Origin of the sequence: Methylobacterium sp. 22177, from assembly GCF_052045615.1 — a bacterium.
Taxonomy (GTDB): Bacteria; Pseudomonadota; Alphaproteobacteria; order Rhizobiales; family Beijerinckiaceae; genus Methylobacterium; species Methylobacterium radiotolerans.
The window spans coordinates 7,582-25,937 of sequence record NZ_JBQEPK010000020.1 but is presented as its reverse complement, the minus strand read 5'-3'; the positions used below and the strand labels follow the sequence as shown (position 1 = coordinate 25,937).

At 71.9% G+C, this 18,356-nt stretch carries 19 protein-coding genes; 12 read left to right on the top strand and 7 right to left on the bottom strand.

Annotated features, from left to right (window positions below):
* Positions 1-4 precede the first annotated feature (4 nt).
* Together ACTJK8_RS18255 and ACTJK8_RS18250 are read right to left on the bottom strand one after the other, a co-directional pair.
* On the bottom strand, positions 5-898 hold the full coding sequence (locus tag ACTJK8_RS18255) for a branched-chain amino acid ABC transporter permease (protein ID WP_012318421.1): 894 nt from the start codon (positions 896-898) through the stop codon (positions 5-7).
* Positions 895-1,827, bottom strand: a complete 933-nt coding sequence (locus ACTJK8_RS18250) for an ABC transporter ATP-binding protein (protein ID WP_209650207.1) — start codon at positions 1,825-1,827, stop codon at positions 895-897. Before ACTJK8_RS18250 ends, ACTJK8_RS18255 begins: the two co-directional genes overlap by 4 nt.
* Before the next feature lie 424 nt (positions 1,828-2,251).
* On the opposite strand from ACTJK8_RS18250, the gene ACTJK8_RS18245 reads away from it, so the two are divergent.
* On the top strand, positions 2,252-2,983 hold the full coding sequence (locus ACTJK8_RS18245) for a Crp/Fnr family transcriptional regulator (protein WP_012318423.1): 732 nt from the start codon (positions 2,252-2,254) through the stop codon (positions 2,981-2,983).
* A gap of 57 nt (positions 2,984-3,040) precedes the next feature.
* On the top strand, positions 3,041-3,760 hold the full coding sequence (locus ACTJK8_RS18240) for an HWE histidine kinase domain-containing protein (protein ID WP_440762328.1): 720 nt from the start codon (positions 3,041-3,043) through the stop codon (positions 3,758-3,760).
* Between the two features lie 3 nt (positions 3,761-3,763).
* Here ACTJK8_RS18240 and ACTJK8_RS18235 read toward each other — a convergent pair whose 3' ends face one another.
* Together ACTJK8_RS18235 and ACTJK8_RS18230 are read right to left on the bottom strand one after the other, a co-directional pair.
* Entirely contained in the window at positions 3,764-4,543 is a 780-nt protein-coding gene (locus ACTJK8_RS18235; RefSeq protein WP_024830537.1) for a Crp/Fnr family transcriptional regulator, read from the bottom strand.
* A gap of 254 nt (positions 4,544-4,797) precedes the next feature.
* The gene (locus ACTJK8_RS18230) at positions 4,798-5,016 is read right to left on the bottom strand and encodes a DUF6894 family protein (RefSeq protein ID WP_012318426.1); all 219 of its coding nucleotides are present in this window, start codon (positions 5,014-5,016) and stop codon (positions 4,798-4,800) included.
* 316 nt (positions 5,017-5,332) lie between these two features.
* On the opposite strand from ACTJK8_RS18230, the gene urtA reads away from it, so the two are divergent.
* From urtA to ACTJK8_RS18195, 7 genes are all read left to right on the top strand, one after another.
* The gene (gene urtA / locus ACTJK8_RS18225; protein ID WP_012318427.1) at positions 5,333-6,628 is read left to right on the top strand and encodes an urea ABC transporter substrate-binding protein; all 1,296 of its coding nucleotides are present in this window, start codon (positions 5,333-5,335) and stop codon (positions 6,626-6,628) included.
* 179 nt (positions 6,629-6,807) lie between these two features.
* The gene (urtB, locus tag ACTJK8_RS18220; RefSeq protein ID WP_440762327.1) at positions 6,808-8,379 is read left to right on the top strand and encodes an urea ABC transporter permease subunit UrtB; all 1,572 of its coding nucleotides are present in this window, start codon (positions 6,808-6,810) and stop codon (positions 8,377-8,379) included.
* Between the two features lie 5 nt (positions 8,380-8,384).
* Positions 8,385-9,539 carry an urea ABC transporter permease subunit UrtC gene (gene urtC, locus ACTJK8_RS18215; protein WP_012318429.1) on the top strand — a complete coding sequence of 385 codons (1,155 nt, stop codon included), beginning with the start codon at positions 8,385-8,387 and terminating at the stop codon, positions 9,537-9,539.
* Positions 9,536-10,333, top strand: a complete 798-nt coding sequence (urtD, locus tag ACTJK8_RS18210) for an urea ABC transporter ATP-binding protein UrtD (protein ID WP_012318430.1) — start codon at positions 9,536-9,538, stop codon at positions 10,331-10,333. The genes urtC and urtD overlap by 4 nt, the downstream gene beginning before the upstream one ends.
* Positions 10,334-10,335: 2 nt before the next feature.
* Positions 10,336-11,031 carry an urea ABC transporter ATP-binding subunit UrtE gene (gene urtE / locus ACTJK8_RS18205; protein WP_024830535.1) on the top strand — a complete coding sequence of 232 codons (696 nt, stop codon included), beginning with the start codon at positions 10,336-10,338 and terminating at the stop codon, positions 11,029-11,031.
* Between the two features lie 292 nt (positions 11,032-11,323).
* A complete protein-coding gene (locus ACTJK8_RS18200; protein WP_024830534.1) occupies positions 11,324-11,530 on the top strand; it encodes a hypothetical protein in 207 nt (68 codons plus the stop codon).
* A 97-nt stretch (positions 11,531-11,627) separates the two neighbouring features.
* Positions 11,628-11,900, top strand: a complete 273-nt coding sequence (locus ACTJK8_RS18195; RefSeq protein ID WP_440762326.1) for a hypothetical protein — start codon at positions 11,628-11,630, stop codon at positions 11,898-11,900.
* Between the two features lie 17 nt (positions 11,901-11,917).
* Here the strand turns inward: ACTJK8_RS18195 and ACTJK8_RS18190 are convergent, their stop codons facing one another.
* The 3 genes from ACTJK8_RS18190 to ACTJK8_RS18180 form a co-directional block, all read right to left on the bottom strand.
* Positions 11,918-13,564 (bottom strand): hybrid sensor histidine kinase/response regulator, encoded by a 1,647-nt coding sequence (locus ACTJK8_RS18190; RefSeq protein ID WP_053621581.1) that lies wholly within the window; start codon positions 13,562-13,564, stop codon positions 11,918-11,920.
* A gap of 436 nt (positions 13,565-14,000) precedes the next feature.
* A complete protein-coding gene (locus ACTJK8_RS18185; RefSeq protein ID WP_029360578.1) occupies positions 14,001-14,846 on the bottom strand; it encodes a hypothetical protein in 846 nt (281 codons plus the stop codon).
* Between the two features lie 78 nt (positions 14,847-14,924).
* Positions 14,925-15,557, bottom strand: coding sequence for a LuxR C-terminal-related transcriptional regulator (locus tag ACTJK8_RS18180; RefSeq protein WP_029360577.1), 633 nt, complete (start codon positions 15,555-15,557; stop codon positions 14,925-14,927).
* Positions 15,558-15,830: 273 nt separating this feature from the next.
* Between ACTJK8_RS18180 and ACTJK8_RS18175 the strand changes: the two genes are divergently transcribed.
* The 3 genes from ACTJK8_RS18175 to ACTJK8_RS18165 form a co-directional block, all read left to right on the top strand.
* A complete protein-coding gene (locus ACTJK8_RS18175) occupies positions 15,831-16,424 on the top strand; it encodes a hypothetical protein (protein ID WP_058608289.1) in 594 nt (197 codons plus the stop codon).
* 3 nt (positions 16,425-16,427) lie between these two features.
* The gene (locus tag ACTJK8_RS18170; protein ID WP_012318438.1) at positions 16,428-17,528 is read left to right on the top strand and encodes an AAA family ATPase; all 1,101 of its coding nucleotides are present in this window, start codon (positions 16,428-16,430) and stop codon (positions 17,526-17,528) included.
* Between the two features lie 85 nt (positions 17,529-17,613).
* On the top strand, positions 17,614-18,356 hold a 743-nt coding region (locus ACTJK8_RS18165), incomplete at its 3' end, for an AAA family ATPase (protein WP_440762325.1).

Below are 18,356 nucleotides of genomic sequence, written 5' to 3'. Positions count from 1 at the left end.
GTCCTCAGACCCGCTCGACGGCGCGCAGGCCGAACAGGCCCGACGGCCGGACCAGCAGGAAGCCCAGGGCCGCCACGTAGGCGATCCAGCCCTCGATCCCGCCGCCGATGACCGGCCCGAGATAGACTTCGGACAGCTTCTCCGCCGCGCCGACGATCAGCCCGGCCACGATCGCCCCGGCGATGGAGTCGAAGCCGCCGAGCACGAGGACCGGCAGGGCCTTCAGCACCACCAGCGACAGGGAGAACTGCACGCCGAGCCGCGCGCCCCAGAGCAGCCCCGCCACCAGGGCGACGATCCCGGCGGCGATCCAGACCGCCGACCAGATCCGGGGCAGGCGCAGGCCGGTGTTGAGGGCGGCGAGCGGATCGTCCGCCACCGCCCGGAAGGCGAGGCCGGTACGGGTGTAGCGGAAGAAGGCGGAGAGGAGCGCCACCATCAGGCCCGCGACCGCGGCGGCGAACAGGTCGAACCGGCTGACCAGCACGCCGCCGAGGTCGATCGGCGTGTCGTCGATGCCGAGGTCCAGCCCGTGGACCTGGGTGCCCCAGGCGAGCTGGGCCGCGCCCTCGATCACGTAGGCGACGCCCAGCGTCGCCATGAACAAGGTGATCGGCGGCTGGTTGACCAGCGGCCGCAGCACCGCCCGCTCCACCGCGAGGCCGACCACCACCATCGCGGCGAGCGTCGCCGCCAGGGCCGCCGGGAAGGGCAGCCCGCGCTCGGTCAGGCTCACGAAGGTGAGGGCGGCGAGCAGCACCATCGCGCCCTGCGCGAAGTTGAGCACGCCCGAGGTCTTGTAGATCAGCACGAAGCCGATCGCCACGAGGGCGTACATGACGCCCGAGAGGAGGCCGCCGACCACGACCTCGATCAGGAAGGCGAGGTCCGGGCTCATGCGGCGGCCGCGTCCGCGTCGATATCCGCGTCCGCATCTCCCTCCGCATCCCCGTCCGCGAGCCCCAGATAGGCCGCGATGACAGCCGGGTCCGCCCGAACCTCCGCCGGCGTGCCGGTGGCGATCCGGCGGCCGTGGTCGAGCACGGTCACCCGGTCGGAGAGGCGCATGACGACGCCGATATCGTGCTCGATCAGCACGATCGCGGCCCCGGACCGCTCCCGCGCCGCACGGATGGAGCCGGTCATCTCGGCCTTCTCGGTCGCCGTCATGCCGGCCATCGGCTCGTCGAGGAGCAGGAGTCGCGGCTCGGCCACCAGGGCTCGGCCGAGCTCGACCCGCTTCTGGAGCCCGTAGGGCAGGCTGCCGGCCGGGCGGTCGGCCACTGCCCCGAGGCCCAGGCGCCCGATCACCGCCTCGGCGGCGGCGCGGTGCGCGCGCGCCTCCCGCCGGGCGGAGGGCAGACCCAGGATCTGGGCCCCGAGCCCGGCGCGCCGCGCGGCCGAGAGCCCCGCGAGGACGTTGTCGCGCACGCTCAGGCCCGCGAACAGGGCGAGGTTCTGGAAGGTCCGGGCGACGCCCAGCGCGGCGAGCCGTCCGGCCGGCACTCGGGCGAAGGTCTCCGCGCCGAGCCGCACCCGCCCGGCCCGCGGCGCGTAGAGGCCGGTGATCGCGTTGATGAGCGAGGATTTCCCGGCGCCGTTCGGCCCGATCACGGCGTGGATCTCGCCGGCCCCGACAGCGAGGTCGATCTCCGCGAAGGCCACCGTGCCGCCGAAGGCGAGGGACAGTCCCTCGACCGACAGGATCGCGTCCGCCCCATCCCGGTGCGGGCTGCCGCCGGGCCCTGCCGCCGGTCGAGCGGCGGGGCGGGGGATGGGGGTCCGCCCGTCCAGAACGGGGCGGACGAGGCGCAGCGCAGGCTGCATGGGCAAGGATCCGTCCACGATAGGTCGTCCGCTGCGGCGCGAACCGGCGGCACCCGTTGAGAGAAGGCGAGAGACAGGACGACGACACGTCCCCGGCGAACATTCCGATGTTCCCGCCGGTCAAATCCTGCTGTGCGGCGCACGCGAAGTCAAAGGCACAGTCTTTTCAATTTCGATACGGCGCGCGAACATTCTCCTTCCGGGACGCGCCGGCGCGGGATCACTTCCCTAGTCCTGCCGAGGGTCCGCGCACCCCACCCAGATCTTGCCGCCCCGGGACGGTGACGGGCCCGGATCCGGGCGGATCGGCCCGGCGCGGCGGGCGGAAAGACACCTTACGGTAGCATAAACTAATCTGCATAAGTATTCATGGCTTGAAACAAAATGTAGGTTCGCGCCCCCACGCCGTCGTGGAGTCGCCGCCATGCCAAACCCGCTCGCGCACAAGCTAAATTGCTATGTCCGGCTCTCCGAAGACGACCGGATGTGCTTGGCCGACGCCATGAGCCCGAGCCGCATGGTCGCCGCCCGCACCGACATCATCCACGTGGGCGACGATCCGCGCGCGATCAACGTGATCCTCGAGGGCTGGGCCTGCCGGTACCGGCAGTTCGCCAACGGGCGCCGCCAGATCGTCTCGCTCCTGCTCCCGGGCGACCCGTGCGACCCGCACGTCTTCCTCCTCGACGAGATGGATCACGCGATCGGCGCGATCACGCCCGTGCTCCTCGGCCAGATCTCCGGCCCCGCGATGCGGGATCTGACCGCCCGCAGCCCGCGGCTCGACATGGCCTTCCACCGCGAGGCCCTGGCCAATGCGGCGATCCAGCGCGAGTGGACGGTCAGCCTCGGCAGCCGAACCGGGATCGAGCGCCTCGCCCACCTGTTCTGCGAGTTGCACGCGCGCCTCGCGGCCGTCGGCCTGACGGACGGGAATACCTGCGCGATGCCGATGACGCAGAACGATCTCGGCGACGCGATGGGGCAGACCAGCGTGCACATCAACCGCACGCTCCAGGAACTGCGCGGCATGGGGCTGATCACCCTGCGCAGCCGGCGCCTGACGATCCACGATCCGGCCGCGCTCGCGCGGCTCGCGCATTTCGACACCGCGTATCTCCATCTCATCGAGGCCGACCACGCTGCCGCGCGCTGAACCCTGCCGGTCCCGAGGCGATTGAGCCAGGTTGAACGACATCCGGAGTGGCCCGGCATGACAGACCCTCGCGATCCGGCGGAGCGTCTCGCACTCCTGGAGGCCGACAACGCGCGCCTGCGCCGGCTGCTCGACGGGGCGGGGCTCCCGGACAGCCTGCGTCACGGGATGCGCAGCACGATGGCGATGTTGCGCACCGTCATGCACCGGTCCGCCGACAGTGCCGCCGATGTCGAGAGCTACGTGGCGCATCTCGACGGCCGGTTCGGGGCGATCATGCGGGTGCAGGCCGCCACGGACGCGTTCGGCGACGCCGACCTGCACACGCTGATCTCGGACGAGCTGATGTTCCACCTCGCCCGCGAGGGCGAGCAGGCCAGCCTCGCCGGCCCGCGGGTGCGCCTCCGCCCCAAGGCCGCCCAGGTCGTCGCGCTGGCCCTGCACGAACTGACCAGCAACGCGGTGGAGCACGGGTCCCTGGCGCTCCCCCAGGGCCGGATCCGCGCCGCGTGGCGGGTGGCGGACACGGAGGCCGGACCGCCCGTCCTCAGCCTCGACTGGGCCGAGACCGGCGGTCGCGGGGTCGCGCCCTCCGGCCGGCGCGGCTTCGGCACGGACGTGCTGACGGAGATGCTGGCCTACGATCTCGGCGCGGCGGTCGACCTGCGCTACGAGCCGGACGGGCTGCGCTGCACGATCCGCGTGCCGCTCACGGCCCAGGTCGGGCGCCGCGTGGCCGAGGATCCCGAGACGGGCTGCGAGAGCGACGGCCGGTGAGGCTCACGAGCTCGACGCCGCCCGCACCTGCCCGGTCATCTGCGGCAGCGCGCCGAGCGCCTCCACGGCCGGGTTCGGGCCGGGCAGGAGCAGGTAGTCGGGCGTGAACCCGGAAAACTCCCGCAGACGTTCGAGATTCGGCACGCGCACGCTCTTGCGCCCGCTCTCGATCAGCCCGGCCCTGCGCAGGTCGGAGAGGACGCGCGAGAGGTGGACGTTCGAGAGCCCCGCCGTGTCGGCCAGTTCGGACTGCGCCAGCGGAAGGCGGTACTCGGGCTCCAGGCCGAGGCCGACGGCGTTCAGGCGCGCGAAGAGCTCGCAGATGATGTGGGCGACCTGCTTGTCGGCGGACCGGCGCCCCACCCCGACGAGCCATTCCTGCAGGACGGCCTCGTCGACTAGGACCGACCACCACAGGGCGCGGTAGATGTTGGGCCGGAGGGCGGCGAGTTCCTTGATCGTCCGGTAGGGGACCGAGGCGACGGTGCAGGGCGTCAGCGTCGCCACGGAGTGGATCGCCCGGTTGAGCAGCGACGCGTGCAGATCGCAGCCGTCGCCGGGAACGAGGTAGGCGAGGATCGAGCGCCCCCCGTCGGGCACCAGCTTGTAGCGGCAGGCGAACCCGTCGAGGATCACGTAGGCGGCGTCGGGCCGCACGCCTTCCGAGACCAGGTCGCGGCCCGCCTCGACCTGCGCGACATCGCCGGTCGCCGCGCCCAGCGCGGCCACGTCGCCGTCGTCCAGGTTCGCGCGCAGCGCCAGCTTGCGAAGGAAGGGGTTCAAGGGATCTCCCGGACGTCCTGCCCCGCGCGCGGAGGCGCCTCTGCGTGAACGCGCGACGGCTTATCCTTACTCCGCGAGGTCATCAAATGATCGCCACGCCTCTGATCCGGATCCCGACGGCGCCGATCCGCGAGGAACCTTCGACGCCGGGGTGCGCCGGCGCCCGAATGCGGCCCTCGGCGCGACCGGACCGGCGCCGCCTCCCGGGATCGGCCGCGGAGGGCGCGCCGGGCCATGCGGGCCGGATCGGCGTGTCAGGAGAGCCGAAGCGTGCGCAGGACGGTGCCGTTCCCGTCATGGATCTCCATCCGCCAGCCCGCCGCGGCGTCCGGCAGCTCGCCGGCCTTCCGGAACTCCTCGATCAGCACCAGCGCTTCCGATTCCGCGTGCGCGACCGTCGCGGCGAGGACGCCCGTCTCGTCCTCGATCGTCTCGCCGTCGCTCCTCAGGCGGAAATAGTAGCGCTCTGCCATGACATCCTTCAGCTCAGGTCCGGACCCGCTCCCGCCCCGGCGCGCGGGCGCCGCGCGCCGGGGGCTGAGGTAAGTGGCATCGATCCGCGTCCGATCAACGTGCGCGCGAAAGTCCCGGCGCGGATGCCTATCGCTTGGTCCGCCCGCTCGCGGACGCCGCAGGACGCGGCACGGCGCTGCCGGTCTGGCGGGCGAAACGCCGCCCTTCTGGGCGCCGCCGGACCCGGAACAGCCTCCCGACGCGGCATGCCTAAATAATTGGCACACGATTTGCGAAGGTCGGCCCGTCGCGAGGAAGACGACGCAGGGGACCGCCATGAAGGCATTTGGAACTTGGGCCTCGGCCGCCGCGCTGGCCGCCGGGCTGGCGATGGGCACGCTGGGAGCGGGCGCCGCGCGGGCGCAGGAGACCATCAAGGTCGGCATCCTGCACTCGCTGTCGGGCACGATGGCGATCTCGGAGACCACCCTGAAGGACGTGATGCTCATGCTCATCGCCGAGCAGAACGCCAAGGGCGGCGTGCTCGGCAAGAAGCTGGAGCCGGTGGTGGTCGATCCGGCCTCGAACTGGCCGCTCTTCGCCGAGAAGGCCCGCGAGCTGATCAGCAAGGACAAGGTCGCGGCCGTGTTCGGCTGCTGGACCAGCGTGTCGCGCAAGTCCGTGCTGCCGGTGTTCAAGGAGCTCGACAACATCCTGTTCTACCCCGTCCAGTACGAGGGCGAGGAGAGCGAGCGCAACGTGTTCTACACCGGCGCCGCCCCGAACCAGCAGGCGATCCCGGCGGTCGACTACCTGATGTCGGAGGATGGCGGCGGCGCCAAGCGCTGGGTGCTGGAGGGGACCGACTACGTCTACCCGCGCACCACCAACAAGATCCTCGAAGCCTACCTGAAGTCCAAGGGCGTCAAGGACGAGGACATCCTGATCAACTACACGCCGTTCGGCTTCTCGGACTGGCAGACCGAGGTGTCGAAGATCAAGGCGTTCGGCTCGGCCGGGAAGAAGACCGCCGTGGTCTCGACCATCAACGGCGACGCCAACGTGCCGTTCTACAAGGAGCTCGGCAACCAGGGCATCAAGGCCACCGACATCCCGGTCGTCGCCTTCTCGGTGGGCGAGGAGGAGCTCGCCGGCATCGACGCCAAGCCGCTGGTCGGGCACCTCGCCGCCTGGAACTACTTCGAGTCGATCAAGACGCCGGAGAACGAGGCGTTCATCAAGAAGTGGCAGGCGTTCAAGAAGAACCCCAAGGCCGTCACCAACGACCCGATGGAGGCCAGCTACATCGGCTTCAACATGTGGGTGAAGGCGGTCGAGAAGGCCGGCACCACGGACCCCGACAAGGTGATCGACGCGCTGCCGGGCATCGAGCAGAAGAACCTCACCGGCGGCACCGCGACGATGCTGCCGAACCACCACATCACCAAGCCGGTCTTCATCGGCGAGATCGAGGCGAACGGCCAGTTCGACGTGGTGTGGAAGACCGAGGGCCTGATCCCCGGCGAGGCGTGGTCGAAGCAGCTCGAGGGCTCGAAGGACCTCGAGGCCGACTGGGTCAAGCTCAAGTGCGGCAACTACAACACCAAGACCAAGTCCTGCGGCGGCGCCTGAGGCGTCTCCATCCCTTCCCCGGGCGATCCCGGGCCTGCCCGGGATCCGCTCAAGCCTGCGGGGAGGGGGAGGGGTGGGGGTGGTGCAGAAGGCACCGCCCCGCTCGATCCTGCACCACCCCCAACTCCGGCTCCTCCCTGCAAGGGGGAGGAGAGTCAGCCGTCGTGCCGAAAGTCTCGATGCTCCGTCTCCTCTGCCTCCTCCTCCTGCTCCTCGCCGTCCCGGCGCTGGCGCAGACCGCCGATCCCTACGGCCAGCTCGCCGGGGACGGCTACGCCGAGATCGAGGCCGGCGTCTCCGGCCTCGCGGCGAGCGGCGACCCGCGCGCCGACGCGATCCTCGCGGCCCTGTCGGACGGCCGCCTGCTGGTGCGCCCGGACAAGACGCTGCTGATCCGGCAGGGCGGCGCCGTCGTGGACGCGAGGACCGGCGCCCCGGCCGCCGACAGCCCCGACCTCAGGCCCGTGCGGGCCAACAATCGGGTCCGCCGGGCGATCGAGGCGGCCCGCGGCCAGCTCGACCTCGCCAGCCCCGATCCGGCCAAGCGCCGCGCCGCCGCCGACGCGGTGTTCAAGGCCCGGGACGCGGCGGCGCTGCCGGCCCTCGACGCGGCGCTGACCCGCGAGACCAACGCGGGCGTCCGGCAGGCGCTCACCGAGGCCCGCGCCGCCGTGCTGCTCGCCGGGCCCGGCACCGCGGACGCCGACCGGCTGGCCGCGATTCCCGCCATCCAGGCCCGGGGCGATGGCGACGCGATGGGCATCCTGCGCGGTCTCGCGGCGGATCCGAACGAGGCCGTGCGGGCCGCCGCCGGCCGCGGCATCGCGGCGATCGAGACGCGGCTCGCGATCCTCGGGGCCCTCCAGAACGTCTGGTACGGCATCTCGCTCGGCTCGGTCCTGCTGCTCGCCGCCATCGGGCTCGCCATCACCTTCGGGGTGATGGGCGTGATCAACATGGCCCACGGCGAGATGGTCATGCTCGGCGCCTACACGACCTATCTCGTGCAGGAGCTGATCCGCACCCAGGCGCCGTCCCTGTTCGGCTGGTCGCTGGCGATCAGCATCCCGTGCGCGTTCCTGGTCGCCGGCCTCGTCGGCGTGCTGATCGAGCGGTTCATCATCCGCTTCCTGTACGGGCGTCCCCTGGAGACGCTGCTCGCCACCTTCGGGGTCAGCCTCGCGCTGCAGCAGGGCGTGCGCACGATCTTCGGACCGACCAACCGCGAGGTCGGCGCCCCCGCCTTCATGAGCGGCGCCTTCGACCTCTACGGCCTGTCGATCACCTGGGGCCGGATGTGGATCATCGTGTTCGCGCTGGCCGTGTTCCTGGGCCTCCTGTTCGTGCTGCGGAAGACCTCCTTCGGCCTGAAGACCCGGGCGGTCACCCAGAACCGCCGCATGGCCGCCGCGATGGGCATCCGCACGCCCTACGTCGACGCCCTGACCTTCGGGCTCGGCTCCGGCATCGCGGGGATGGCGGGCGTCGCCCTCTCGCAGATCGACAACGTCTCGCCGAACCTCGGCCAGGGCTACATCATCGACTCGTTCCTCGTGGTGGTGTTCGGCGGCGTCGGCAACCTCTGGGGGACGCTGGTGGCGGCGCTGACGCTCGGCGTCGTGAACAAGCTCGCCGAGCCGTATATCGGCGCGGTGCTGGCCAAGATCGGCCTCCTGATCTTCATCATCCTGTTCATCCAGAAGCGCCCGCGCGGCCTGTTCGCGCTCAAGGGCCGGGCGGTGGAATCGTGAGCCCCATGCCGTCCCGCACCCCCCTCATCGACCGGAAGGGCTGGATCTTCCTCGCCGTCCTGGCCGCCTTCTGCCTCGCCGTGCCGGTGCTGAACCTCGCGGTGCCGGAAGGCTCCGGCCTGCACCTGCCGACCTACCTCGTGGCGCTGTTCGGCAAGTACCTCGCCTACGCGCTGCTCGCGGTCAGCCTCGACCTCGTCTGGGGCTATTGCGGCATCCTCTCGCTCGGCCACGGGGCGTTCTTCGCGCTCGGCGGCTACGCGATGGGCATGTACCTGATGCGCCAGATCGGCGCCCGGGGCGTCTACGGCAACCCGGTCCTGCCCGACTTCATGGTGTTCCTGAACTACAAGGCGCTGCCCTGGTACTGGTACGGCTTCGACCACTTCGCCTTCGCGGCGCTGATGGTCCTGCTGGTGCCGGGCCTGCTCGCCTTCCTGTTCGGCTGGCTCGCCTTCCGGTCGCGGGTCACGGGCGTCTACCTGTCGATCATCACGCAGGCGCTGACCTACGCGCTGATGCTCGCCTTCTTCCGCAACGACATGGGCCTCGGCGGCAACAACGGGCTGACCGACTTCAAGGATTTTCTGGGACTCCCGGTTCAGTCCCAGACTTTTCGCGTCGGCATCTTCGTCGCCACCGGGATCGCGCTGGCGCTGGGCTACCTGATCGCCCGGGTCATGACGGTCTCGGCGTACGGAAAGATCCTGATCGCCGTGCGCGATGCCGAGAGCCGCACCCGCTTCCTCGGCTACCGGCCGGAGCACTTCAAGACGCTGGCCTTCACGGTCTCGGCCATGATGGCCGGCGTCGCCGGCGCCCTCTACGTGCCGCAGGTCGGCATCATCAACCCGGGGGAGTTCGCGCCCACCAACTCCATCGAGACGGTGATCTGGGTGGCGGTGGGCGGCCGCGGCACGCTGGTCGGCGCGGCGCTCGGCGCCGTGCTGGTCAACTACGCCAAGACCGTGCTCACCGGGGCGATGCCCGACGCGTGGCTGTTCGCGCTGGGCGCCCTGTTCGTGGTCGTGACGCTGTTCCTGCCGCGCGGCCTCGTCGGCACCGCGATCGAGCGCCTCGGCTCCCGGCGTGCGGCCGCCAAGCTGCCGCCGGAGCCCGACATCGCCCCGGACCGCGTCGAACAAGGGCAGGGCGCATGAGCACCGACCTCCTCGAACGCCCGGACACCCGCGGCCCCGCCAACCGGAAGCGGGAGACGGACGCGCTCCTCTACCTCGACGACCTGCGGGTGACCTTCGACGGCTACAAGGCCCTGCGCGGCCTGTCGCTGACGCTGGCCCGCGGCGAGCTGCGGGCGATCATCGGCCCGAACGGCGCCGGCAAGACCACCATGATGGACTGCATCACCGGCAAGACCCGGCCGGACAGCGGCATCGCCCTGTTCGACGGCAGCCACGACCTGCTCAGGAGCGACGAGCCGGCGATCGCCGACCTCGGCATCGGCCGCAAGTTCCAGAAGCCCACGGTGTTCGAGAGCCACACGGTCGCCGACAACATCCTGCTCGCCCTCAAAGGGCCGCGCGCGGCCTTCGCGTCCCTGTTCGGCTGGCGCAACCGGGTGGCGCGGGAGCGGATCGACGCCCTTCTGGAGACCGTCGGCCTGCTCGCCCACCGGGGCCGGCCGGCGGCCGATCTCAGCCACGGCCAGAAGCAGTGGCTGGAGATCGGCATGCTGCTCGCGCAGGACCCGAAGCTGCTGCTGGTCGACGAGCCCGTGGCCGGCATGACCGACGCCGAGACCGCCGAGACCGCCCGCCTGCTCCGGCGCATCGCCGGCGAGCACGCCGTCCTCGTGGTCGAGCACGACATGCACTTCGTCCGCGATCTGGGGTGCCGGGTCACCTGCCTGCACGAGGGCGCCGTGCTGGCCGAGGGCTCGATCGACGCGGTCTCGGCCGACCCGCGGGTCGTCGAGGTGTATCTGGGGCGATGACCATGCTCTCCGTCGACGGCATCGACCTCTACTACGGCGCCGCGCAGGCGCTCCGCGGCGTCTCCCTCACGGCCGAGGCCGGGCAGGTCACGACGGTGCTCGGCCGCAACGGCGTCGGCAAGACCTCGCTGATGCGGGCGATCGTCGGCCAGCAGCCGGTGCGCTCCGGCGCGATCCGCCTCGCCGGCCGCCCGATCCAGGATCTCGCCCCCTACGACCGGGCCCGGGCCGGGATCGCCTTCGTGCCCCAGGGCCGCGAGATCTTCCCGCTGCTGACCGTGAAGGAGAACCTCGAGACCGGCTTCGCGCCGCTGAAGCGCCGCGACCGCCACGTCCCCGGGGAGATCTACGACCTGTTCCCGGTGCTCAAGGACATGCTGCACCGGCGCGGCGGCGACCTCTCGGGCGGGCAGCAGCAGCAGCTCGCCATCGCCCGGGCGCTGGTGACCCGGCCGAAGCTCCTCGTGCTCGACGAGCCCACCGAGGGCATCCAGCCCTCGATCATCAAGGATATCGGCCGGGCGATCACCTACCTGCGCGGCAAGGGCGAGATGGCGATCGTGCTGGTGGAGCAGTATTTCGAGTGGGCCCGCGACCTCTGCGATTCCTACGCGGTGATGGATCGCGGGCAGGTGGTGCTGGCCGGCCCCCGGGCCGGGATGGTCGAGGCCGACGTCCTCCGGTGGATGTCCGTCTAGGGCGCGCCGCGCCCCCGCCCCCGCCGCCGGCGCGCCTGGGAATACAGCCCTTCGAGCCGAATATCGGGACGGATATTCAACAATCGCGGCGGGGCAGGGGGCGACATCGACCGCCAAAACTGTGCATATGGCCTCGATCGGCCAATGTTAAAACACAATTCAGGTCCGCCATGGGGCTCAACCACGGAGGCGCCCATGACGATCCTGGATCCGATCACCGGCGAGCTGGTCACCATCGCCGTACCGCGGCCGCGGCCGCAGGCCGGCCCGCGCTGACGGGCGACGCGCTGTCATGACGAACGCGACCGATCGAAGGGCCGGGCGCCGCGGCGTCCGCGGCGGCCGTGCCCAGATCCGGACGGTGCCGCCGGGCCTGCTGCTGGCCGGCGGCGTGGGGGCGAACGCCCCGCTGGCGGCCGTCGACCTGATCGCCCAGGCCCGCGCGGCCCGGCGGGAGGCCGAAGCCCGCGACGGCGCGGACCGCGCGGAGCAGGGCTGACGCGGCGACCCGAGGCCGCCGAGCCGGCCGCCCCTTGAGATCACCCGCGCGGCATGCTCGGAAGGCCGGCAGTCTCGCGGCAGCCGACGGGTGAGTCATGAAGATCGGCGTCCTGATCCTGGTCGGCGCCTGCGGCGTCCTCGTCGGGATCGTCATCGGTTACGTCGCGGGGACGCGGCTCAGCCAGGCCTTCGCGCAGGCGCCGGTGACGGACCGCTCCGCCGCCGCGCAGGCGCTCCGGATGGTGGACCGCGTCGCGACCGAGCACGGCCTCGCGCGGGACGCCCTGCTCAAGGCGATGCTCGACCAGCAGGGCGGCGGAGCGGGGACCGCGCGTCCCGGCACGGATCCGGCCGCACCGGCCCGGTGAGGCGTCGGCCGCGCGTCTCAGGCGGCCGGCGCGGGCCGAGGGCGCAGCCGGAGGCTCGCGGCGGTGAGCACGGAGCGCAGCTCGGCGGGCCGGACCGGCTTCGAGAGGATCGGGATGTCCGGAGCCCCCAGATCCTCGCGCACGCGCGCCTCGTCGTGGCCGCTCATCACCACCGCCGGGAGCGCGCGGCCGGCGAGCCGCCGGACCGCCGCGATGCAGTCCGTCCCGGTGACGCCGTTCCCGAGCTCGAAATCGGTGACGAGGAGGTCGATCTCGGGAACGGCGTCGGGGATCCCGGTCTCGGGCTGAACGCGGCAGCCCCACGTCTCCAGCAGGCTGGCCGTGGCCCGCAGCACCGCCCCGTCATCCTCCACCAGCAGCACGCGCAGGCCGCCGATCGTCGCCGGCGGGTCGAGCCCGGCGGGGAGGGCCGCGGGCTCCGGAGCCCGGGCGAGGGGCAGGTTGCCGATCGTCACGCAGGTCCCGCGACCCGGCACCGAGCGCAGCGTCACCGCGAGGTCCAGGAGCTCGCCGAGCCGCCGGACGATCGGCAGGCCGAGGCCCACGCCCTCGACATCCCGGTCGCCGCGGCGGCGGACCTGGTAGAACTCGTCGAAGACCCGCTCCTGATGCGCGACCGGGATTCCGGGGCCGCGATCGTAGACCTGGACGGCGAGCCGGTCGCCCCGCCGGCGGCAGGCGATCAGGATCGGCCGACCGGGGGCGTACTTGATCGCGTTGTTGACGATGTTCTGGAGCATCGTCGTGAGCAGTGCCCGGTCGGTGCGCACCACGACCGCGCAGGCACGGCTGCGCAGAGCCGTCCCGGCGATCTGGGCGGCCTCCGAGTTCTGGCGCCGCACATCCTCGATGACGTCGTCGATCGCGACGGGCTCGGGCCGGGGCTCCACCCGGCCGCTGTCGAGGGTCGAGATGTCCAGGAGCGACTTGAACAGGCGCGAGACGCTCTGCAGCGACCGGTCGATGTTCTCGACCATCTGCAGCTCCTCCGGCCCCAGCCTGGCGCCGCGCAGGCAGGCGGTGAACAGGCTGATGGCGTGGATCGGCTGGCGCAGATCGTGGCTCGCCTGTGCCAGGAAGCGCGACTTGGACAGGCTCGCCTCCTGCTCGCGCTCGTAGGCGCCGCGCAGGCGCTCCAGCAGGCTGTAGATGTAGGTCGGCACGAGGACGGTGATGGCCGTCAGCGTCAGGACGAGGAACGGGTTCGCGCGCCAGTACGCGTTGCAGTACGTGGTGATCGCGATCGAGACCAGGGCCGCGGCCGTGGACGCCTTCAGGGCGGTCACCCCGTAGCGCAGGCCGTTGCCGACGATCAGCCGGATCACGATGGCGTAGAGCGGCAGGAACGGCGCGCCGCCCACCGCCATCGTGTAGGTCATCCCGCCGAGGTCGAGGACGAAGGTGACGACGCGGCGCGGCGTGTTGCTGCCGGGATTCCGGGTGATCCAGCCGTACAGCGCCACGGCGAAGGCCCAGTGGCACGTCACGAGGTAGGCGACGAACCGGGCCTCCGGCGGGGCGATCCCGCCGTAGATCTGGGGCAGGAGGTACAGGCAGGCGAGGCCGATGACGACGGCCCGGATGAGCGCCTGCGCCTTCTCGTTGTCGTACGCCTCGTCCCGCCGGCGCCGCGACCCGAACATCGGCGGCTCAGGCCCGGCCGGCGGCGCGCCGCCCGGCGGTGCCGCCGATCGCCCGCCTCGCCGGGACGGTCCCCGCGGCGTCCGCCCCGGATCCCGCCCCGGATCCCGCCGTGCCGCTCCCGGTCTCCTGCTGTCGCTTCATCGTGCAGTTGCCCTGCCGCGTCGCCGCCCGGGATCCGGGCGACGGCGCGCCGCCGTCGCCGGCCGTGGACAGATCTCACAAGTCTACCTGACGGTAATCGATACTACCAGACACGACGAGAGGGCGCGATACGGCGGCGATGACGAGTCTTCCGTGCGTGCGACCCTTATTCAGTCTTCGCCACAATCCTCGCTGTGCTGCCACGGGACACGCAAGAGGAAAATATGCGGCCCGATATTTTTTACTGCACCGCAGGACTGATCTCGTCGACCGGCCGTGCGCGCGCGGGCGCCGTCAGCGGTAGGCACCGGCAGCCGGATCGAAGCGATGGACCCGGGCATCCCGGTCCGTGGCCGGTCGGAGCGTCCCGTCCGCGCCCAGCACGGTGCCGCTCAGCGTGACCCGGACCGGGGGCCACGCGGCGGGATCGCGCGGATCCTCCGGCAGGATCTCCAGCCGCCCCGTGCTCGACCCGAGCCGGCAGGGATCCTCCGCGCAGCCGGCCGTCTCGTCGGCGCCCGCCGCGACCTCGCCGGCCAGGGCCCAGCGCGCCGGCGCGTCGCGGAACTGCAGGAGGAGGAACGAGAAGCCCTGCGATCCGGCCGTCCCGTAGACGGTGAGGCGCAGGCCCATCAGGAGGCGGCCCCGGCTCAGCGGCCTGAACACCGCGCCGAGCCGCTCGTCGACCTCCGGGGCGCCGCCGTTGCGGTTCCCGGTCCCGATCCGGCCGGACAGGACCTGCACGCCTTCGAGGCGCCAGCGCATGTCCTTGAGGGCGTAGGTGGCGGCCGCGACGCTCCGCCGGTCCGGTGCGGCGGCATCCTCGCCCGGGGCCGGCATCGTGACGAAGCCGGTGAACCAGCTCCCGGTCTCGGTGGAGAACATCGCGGCGGTCCAGAATTCCGCCGTGCGGCCGTCCCTCATCCGGCAGGTCCCGGCCTCCCTGTCGGCGGGCCGCCCGCAGATCGCCGCCAGCACCGCTCCGCGCGGCAGCATGGCGAGGTCGGGATCGGCCGCGGCGGGCACGGCAGCCAGCCCGGCCGCCAGCCCGGCAGCGAGGCCGGGCAGCACCGCCAGGGCCGGACCCGTCAGAAACCGCCCGCGGGCCGCGCGCCCGTGTTCCCGTCCCGCCCGTCGCATGCGCCGGGCTCTGCCACGGAGCCCGGCACCGGGCCATTCGGACAGGTGTACGATCGGCCCCGCCGCACGGTGTCCCCCTCAATCCCCGACGCCGGCCGTGGCGGCCTTCGCGGCCGCCGCGGACCGGGAGGTGACGTCGAGGGCGCGCAGGAGCGCCGAGACGTGGATGCGGACGGTGAAGGGGGAGATCTCCAGCTCCCGGGCGATCTCCTTGTTGGTGCGCCCCAGGGCGACGAGGCGCAGCACGTCGCGCTGGCGCTGCGTCAGGGGCGGGAGCGGGCCGCGGGGCGCAGCGAGACCCGAGACCGGGCTGCGCCGGATCACGAACGCGCCGTCGCGGATCGCCGCGATCGCCTGAGCGATCTCCGCCGCGGGCAGCGCCTTGCCGATGAAGCCGTCGGCGCCCTCGGCCATGACGGTCCGGATCAGGCCCTCGTCCTCGATCATCGACACGACGATGATCGAGGCCCGCTCGAACTCGATGCGCAGCGCGCGAATGGAGTGGTGGGGATCGAGGCCGGGGAACAGGAGGTCCAGGAAGAACGCCCGCGGGGGCGCCCCGGCACGGGCCATCGCCAGGACCTGCTCCATCGTGGCGGCCTCCCGGACCAGGGCCTGCGGGTAGAGCCGTTCCGCGACGCGCCGCATGCCCTCGCGGAACAGCGGGTGATCGTCGGCGACGATGAGGGTCTCTGGCGCGGAGCCGTTCATGCCACTCCCGATCGCAGCACCGGAATCTTTTCCATGACGTCGCGGCGCTGAGCCATGCCGAGAGAAATCCAGGCCGTGTCAAGCCTGCGACGATAGGTCATATACACTAGTAGACCGGTTTTTTCCGCCTGCCTAGAAGTCGACCCGTCATGGTGACAGGCAACGGCCCGCGAATTTTTTCGAATCTTTCCAAAGATAGCGAGGCTGCTTGCCATGTCGTGCGCGCCGACGCGACGCACGAATTACGTCGCTCCATGGTCGGGGGCCCGCTGGATGTCGGAAGTCGAACATCAGAATGCTGAGCGGCAGGCTCAGGATAGGCTTTCCGAGCCCCGCGCGGCCCCGAGCGCCCCGCCCGCCGCCAAGCCGGGCCTGTCGCCGAGCCTCATCGCGATCGTGGGCGGCCTGGTGGCGGCGGGCGCCGTCGCGGGCGTGCTGCTCTCGGGCAGCGGGGAGACGGCCGGGACGGCCGCGCGGCCGGCCCTGACGCTGGTCAAGGCGGCCGAGATCGACAAGGCCGCCGAGACCCTGCCCTCCGACGAGAAGGACAAGATCGTCGCGGAGGCCAAGGCCTGCCGGGCCCCCCTGGGCCAGATGCGCCTGTCGAAGATGGCGGCCGATGCCGGCGGCGTGGTGCGCATCCGGGCCGGGAACTACCTGTCCCCGGCCTTCAACATCGCCGACGGGCCGATCAACATCGCGGTCCCGTTCCCCGCGCCCTACGAGACCGGCAAGGGCGAGATCACCGTCGAGGGCGCCGCCAAGGACGTCTTCGTCGAGCTGACGCCGGGCCTGAAGGTCGACACGACCGGCGGCGTCCAGCGGATCCCCGTGATCTGGAATACCAGCAAGCCCTGCGGAGGCTGACGGATGTCGAAATCCGCCATCCTCCCCTTCGTCGTCTCCGGGCTGGTGGTCGCGGTCCTCACCCCGCTCCTGCTGAGCACCGATTACGGCCCGATCGCCTGGTGGAACGCCGCCGGGCCGGAGCTGCGCTGGAAGGCGGCGATCGGCATCGCCGTCGCCCTGCTGGCGGCCCTGGGCCTCGCCGCGACCGCGACGGCCGCGCGGAAGGCGGAGGCCGGCCTCGGGCAGCCGGCCGGCGGCCTGCTGGCCCTGCCGCGCCTGATCGTGGCGCCGCGCCGGGTCGTGGAGGCCCGGTCCCCCGAGGCCGTGATCGCGAATCTCGAGGCCATGGTCGGGCTCGCGCCGGTCAAGCGCGAGGTCAACGCCCTGATCGCGCGGCTGGAGCTGGAGCAGCGGCGGCGCGCCGAGGGCCTGCCGGTGGCGGCGATCAGCCAGCACATGGTGTTCACCGGGCCGCCCGGCGTCGGCAAGACCGAGGTGGCGCGGGCGATCGGTGAGATCTACCGGTCCCTCGAGGTGCTGCGCCGCGGGCATCTCGTGGAGGTCGACCGCGCGGCCCTGGTGGCGGGCTATGTCGGCCAGACCGCGGCCAAGACCCTCGAGAAGTGCCACGAGGCCCTCGACGGCATCCTGTTCATCGACGAGGCCTACACCCTGGCCGCCGGCGGCGGGGGCGGCGGCGACTTCGGCAAGGAGGCGATCGACACCCTCCTCAAGTTCATGGAGGACAACCGCGACCGGATCATCGTGATCGTCGCCGGCTACACCAACGACATGCGCCGGTTCATCGACACGAATCCCGGCCTCGCCGGCCGCTTCACCAAGACCGTCGCGTTCCCGCCCTACAGCCCGAAGGATCTCTGCGAGATCCTGAGGCGCATGGCGGCCCGGCAGCAATTCGCGCTCCCCGAGGGGTTCGAGGCGGCGCTGACCCCCTGGCTCGCGCAGCGGTCCCGCGCCGACGACTGGTCGAACGCCCGCGAGATGCGGACCCTCCTGGAGAAGGCCCGCGAGGCCCAGGCCGCCCGGGTCGCCCTGCAGGGCGGCGACCTGCGCCGCCTGGAGATCGTCGACCTGCTCCGCGCCACCGGCGAGGACGCCTGAGGGCGGCCCGAGGGGCCACGCGCGCCCAGCACCCAGGCCATCACCAGGGCCATCACCAGGGCCAGCACCAAGGTTCGCCACGTCCATGGAACGCCTCGACAAGCATCCGGTCGCGCTCTTCGCGGTCATCGTGCTGGGTGCCACCGGCCTGCTGGTCGCCCTGCGGCCGGACGTGCTCGGGTCGCTCGCGGCGACGCCGGCGGCGCTGCTGCGCAACGGCCTGATCCTCGGCGGCCTCGTCGTCGGCCTGCTCGCGGCGAGCTACATCCCGGCGCGGATCGAGGCGACGCGGCGCGCCCTGGACCGGGCCCGGGCGAGCCGCAGGATCCGCCCGATCCGCTTCGTCGACGACGGCGCGGCCGCGGAGAAGAAGGACCTCCTGGCCACCGCGCTCGCGACCCTCGACGGCATGGTCGGGCTCGACCCCGTGAAGCTGGAGGTGAAGGGCGTCATCGCCCGGATGCAGGTGGAGCAGCAGCGCCGCGCCCAGAACCTGCCGGTGGCGGCCATGAGCCAGCACATGGTGTTCACCGGCCCGCCCGGCGTCGGCAAGACCGAGGTGGCGCGGGTGCTCGGCAGCGTCTTCAAGGCGCTCAAGGTGCTGCGCAAGGGCCACCTCGTGGAGGTCGACCGGGCCGGGCTGGTGGCGGGCTACGCCGGCCAGACCGCGATCAAGACCCTGGAGCGCTGCAGGGAGGCCCTCGACGGCATCCTGTTCATCGACGAGGCCTACGCGCTGGCGCCCGGCGGCGGGGGCGGCGGCGAGTTCGGCAAGGAGGCGATCGACACCCTCCTCAAGTTCATGGAGGACAACCGCGACCGGATCAT